At 73.4% G+C, this 214-nt stretch carries 1 protein-coding gene; it reads right to left on the minus strand.

What is annotated here, in order from left to right:
* On the minus strand, positions 1-214 hold a 214-nt coding region (locus I5731_RS00235; protein WP_197309346.1), incomplete at both ends, for a transposase.

Genomic DNA, 214 nt, shown 5'->3' on the forward strand with positions numbered 1-214 from the left:
CGATGCGGCTGCGGCCGCGCCATTGCCCGGACTGCCGGGTGAAGGGGGCGAGACCGGCGAGGGCTGCGATCTCGCGGCGCCCGATGCTGCCGAGCTCCGGCAGCTCGGCGATCAGGCTGCGGGCGGTCTTGGTGCCGACGCCGGGCACGGAGGCGAGCAATTCCTCCTTCTCGCGCCAGATCGGCGAGCCGCGCACGGTGTCGTCGATCTCGGT

The sequence above is a fragment of the Methylobrevis albus genome (genome assembly GCF_015904235.1).
In the GTDB taxonomy this organism is placed as follows: Bacteria; Pseudomonadota; Alphaproteobacteria; order Rhizobiales; family Pleomorphomonadaceae; genus Methylobrevis_A; species Methylobrevis_A albus.